Source organism: Caballeronia calidae (assembly GCF_900044055.2).
Classification (GTDB): domain Bacteria; phylum Pseudomonadota; class Gammaproteobacteria; order Burkholderiales; family Burkholderiaceae; genus Caballeronia; species Caballeronia calidae.
Window position 1 is genome coordinate 1 of sequence record NZ_FCOX02000195.1, and the last position, 3,626, is coordinate 3,626.

General features: G+C 52.9%; 1 protein-coding gene and 2 pseudogenes. All 3 read left to right on the forward strand.

All coding sequences use genetic code 11. The features are described from left to right. Nucleotides 1-400: 400 nt before the first annotated feature. Nucleotides 401-1,027: pseudogene (locus AWB78_RS41790) on the forward strand (IS4/Tn5 family transposase DNA-binding protein); the annotation flags it as partial. Between the two features lie 76 nt (nucleotides 1,028-1,103). Continuing rightward, on the forward strand, nucleotides 1,104-2,342 hold the full coding sequence (locus AWB78_RS41795) for a hypothetical protein (RefSeq protein ID WP_157697882.1): 1,239 nt from the start codon (nucleotides 1,104-1,106) through the stop codon (nucleotides 2,340-2,342). A 971-nt stretch (nucleotides 2,343-3,313) separates the two neighbouring features. Continuing rightward, nucleotides 3,314-3,626: pseudogene (locus AWB78_RS41800) on the forward strand (IS1634 family transposase); the annotation flags it as partial.

Here is a 3,626-nt window from a genome sequence, read left to right on the forward strand (position 1 = left end):
AGCCCTGTAACCAGCCTGCATCGTCTATCCTCCGGATCCATTGCATCTTAACAGTGCCGCTTCCCACCACCCAGCACCGCCGGGAAGTTATTTCTCACTCGTTCCTAAAGGTAGCGGAAATTAACTATGCCCCACAATTTGATAAGCAGCCTTGAGAAAAAATCATCTCAAAAAATGGCTTTTTCCTGAGGCGTCATCGCGATACACTAATCATGCACCGCACCAATTGCGGTTGCTTCGTGTCGCAACGGCTGCTAGGCCCCATTTGGTTATGCACATCTCTGGACGCGGCGAATTTTGTGACAGAACCGGTTTACTGTCATTCAATGACTTAAGGATTGCGCTTGTAAACTGCAAGCAAATCGGTTCCACTATATGGCAATTTGAGCGAACGTTGCCCATGTCTGAGCAGTGGATCGATCAAGAATTCGCGGGGCTGGATCATGGCGACGCGCGCCTGAATCGGAGGACTAAGAACTTGGTGGAGCGACTTTCAGGCAAGCCGGCCGCAAGTATCCCCGAGGCATGCGATAGCTGGAGCGAGACCTGCGCGGTCTACCGGTTTTTGCGCAATCCGGAGGTGACTTGGGATGTCATTTGGGCGCCGCGTTGGGCGAGCACGCAACACCGCATGCGCAAGTATTCAGTCGTACTGTGCATTCAGGATGCGACCGAGTTGGATTTCAATGGGCAGGACATAGAGGGGTCCGGGGCCGTGAACTACGAGGCGCGCAAGGGCATGTACTTGCATCCGACCTACGCGGTGAGCCGTGAGCGCGAAGCGCGCGGTGCCGATGGCGTACGCGGTGGGCAAAGAGAAAGCACGCGTTGGGGCGAAGGTTATGAGCGCCAAGCGGAAATGGCCGTGGACATGCCGCACACGCGATTGGTGTATGTAGCTGATCGCGAGGCGGACATGGTGGTATTGATGCGCCGATCCAACGGTTTAGGCACGCCTGTCGATTGGCTGGTGCGCGCGTGCCATGACCGTTGTCTGTCTGAGAACGAGGGTGTCAAGCTGTGGGCTGACAGATTCGCGTATAAGACGATGGCTAGACCCAAGCAGCCTCGATAAAATTAACGTTTATTTAAAAAAATAAATCATGAACCCCTCTTTCCTCCGAATAAAAACTCATTTGCGGCAAGATGTTTCGTTATTTTTGGACCACGGCACCCAGAAAGAAATTTTAAAAACAAAAAATCGTTGCCTTCTCGCAATCCCTTCAGCCAAATTTAAATTCCTGAACGAATTGGGAGTGTCGGATTCGCACAAGAACACCGCCTTCAGTTTGGCGACTTCGGTGCTTAATGCAAACCCCAATATCATCGATTCGGCGGACGCATTCGTCAAGGCTTTAGAGTTCAGTTGTGCGCTGGGTGAAGAAGCCATCGACGCAATGCTGAGTCGCTTCAACGAGGTTCCGGCCGAGCAAACGGCCAAAGTGATCAAGCTGCTCCTCGCTCGATTTTCGAAAGATGACAATCGCGGATTGCCTTCATCGGACTTAGTCTATGGCGTGATTCTAGCCGAACTCTCCCGTGATCTATCGCGATTTCCTGAGATGGACCGGGCGCCCGTTTTCAATAGTGTGCTGAGGCACGCGAAAACGCTGCATAGAGACGGATGCCTTGCACTTTTGTGCGCGCTTCCGCGCGCAGTCGGCGATCTTCCTGAAGATGCCCGAGCAGCCGCCTTTCAGATTTTATGGGAAGAAGCAGGCTTTTGCGATGACCGCACACGGCACGTTCCGTTACCGAATCTCGTGGACAATATTCGCATGCTACCCGACTCGGAACGCCCAATCGCCTTCCACAATGCGTTGATTGCAGTGAGCAAGCTGGACTCGAAGGTCCGGGAACCGTCGCTGCGCCAGCTCGCGCATAACATTCATTTTTGTCATAAGCCAAACGATCGAAAAGCGGTTTTCGATGCGATTTTGGACCAAGTCTCCATCCTTGACTGCAAGACTCGGCGCAATCCGCTTGCCAAGCTTGCGCAGGTGACCCCGTATCTTCCAAAAAACAACCGAAAGGCCGCTTTCGACAGCGTGCTTAAGCAAATCGGCAATCTTGAGAACGACGCGCGCGGCGAGGTGCTTAGTCGGTTGATGGAGGCGAGCCATTGGCTGCCAGACGAAGTCCAGTTAGACGCTTTCAGCAACGTGCTCAAGGAGGCCATCATGCTCAAGGGACAGGTGCTCACTGAGTTGCCGAAAATGATCTCCGGACTATCGGAACAGGACATGGTGAACGCATTGCAGCAGGCGCTGGCATGTCTGACCGCGTTCGACGACAAAACGCAAGAGTATATTAAAATTTTATGCGCAAAAATGAATATGTGATTACGAAATGGTTTAAAAGTCAGGGCCCTCCTACCTTAGCGCTGCAGGGTCGATGCTGATGGTCTGCCCCGCTCTCCAGGTGGGGCTCGACGCATTGACATTCACGCTCAGCCAGACGATTTCGGTCATATTTAATTCGGATGACTATCTTTACGTCGCCAGCGTTCTGTGCCGCTTCAACGATACCCCAACGGATGCTGATCCATGTTTTTGCCAAAATCCAGCATGCCACTTCTGCTGCGGTGGCAATGCTAATCAGCTCATTTGCTGCTACGCCAGTTTCGCAGCTACCCTCAGCTTCGTATCATCAAACTGAACCCGCAGAATTAAAGAAATTTAAGAGCTAAGATAAGGCCCTTCAATACATTAAGGGGCCCGTGTCCAGCTAGGCATGGTAGCCTGCAATCTTATAGCCATTGGCTTTTGGTTATCAGGATTCATCAAATAGAATAATAATTTCTTATATTTAAGTTCATGATTAATAAATTCGATTAGAATCAATTGTCTGAGGGAATACAAACAAGCCAGCAACTTCGCCTTGAGCGTCTGACGATGATCAGACGTTTCGATTCGACGTGCCAGTTATAGTGACTCAATCGCAAAGTCCGAAATATTCTCATGATGGAGCAAATCCCCGCTCCGATGCCACATTGCGAAGGTTCAAATCAATTTTCGGCCTGGGCGCGCAGCTCGCGTTTGGCATATTAAAGGCACGACACGGCAAGCGCATGAACGCGGTGGTGCACTACCATTCGGTGAGTGGGACACGACGGCCGCCTGCTATTCCCCGAATTCGTCGGTCTGCTGGCCGCACACGTCGGCAGCCGGTGATCGCGTTTCTCTACAATGCTTCGCCCCCCCCCCCGCTAAAGCACTACCGCCCTCGGTCTGATGCACAAGATGAAAACGAATGGCTGGCCTTCGAGGCACGCTATGCGAAAACGCGAAGGCGATAGCAATGCGATCCTTAACTAGAGACCGTGGCCTTGCCGGAAGTCGACGTCAAAACGATCACGCACCAGCACCTGCTGCGCAGCATGGACGCGCTGATTGATCAGCAGGAGGCGGTTGACCGGGTGGTCGCGGGCTTGCTGCGGCCGATGATCGACCAGGACCTGTCGGTGGTGTTCTACGACCTGACCACGATCCGCACCGAAGGACTGAGCGCCCAGGAAAACGATGTGCGCGAGTTTGGCATGAGCAAGGAACTGGTGGACGACCGGATTTGTCTACACGCCTTTCTGGCTACTCGGACAGGCGGCTTTCGTGCCGCCCGTCGAGACC

What these genes read in the sequence shown, in the direction of transcription:
- AWB78_RS41795 (WP_157697882.1), top strand. Translation starts at nt 1,104, where the DNA reads ATGAACCCCTCTTTCCTCCGAATAAAAACTCATTTGCGGCAAGATGTT.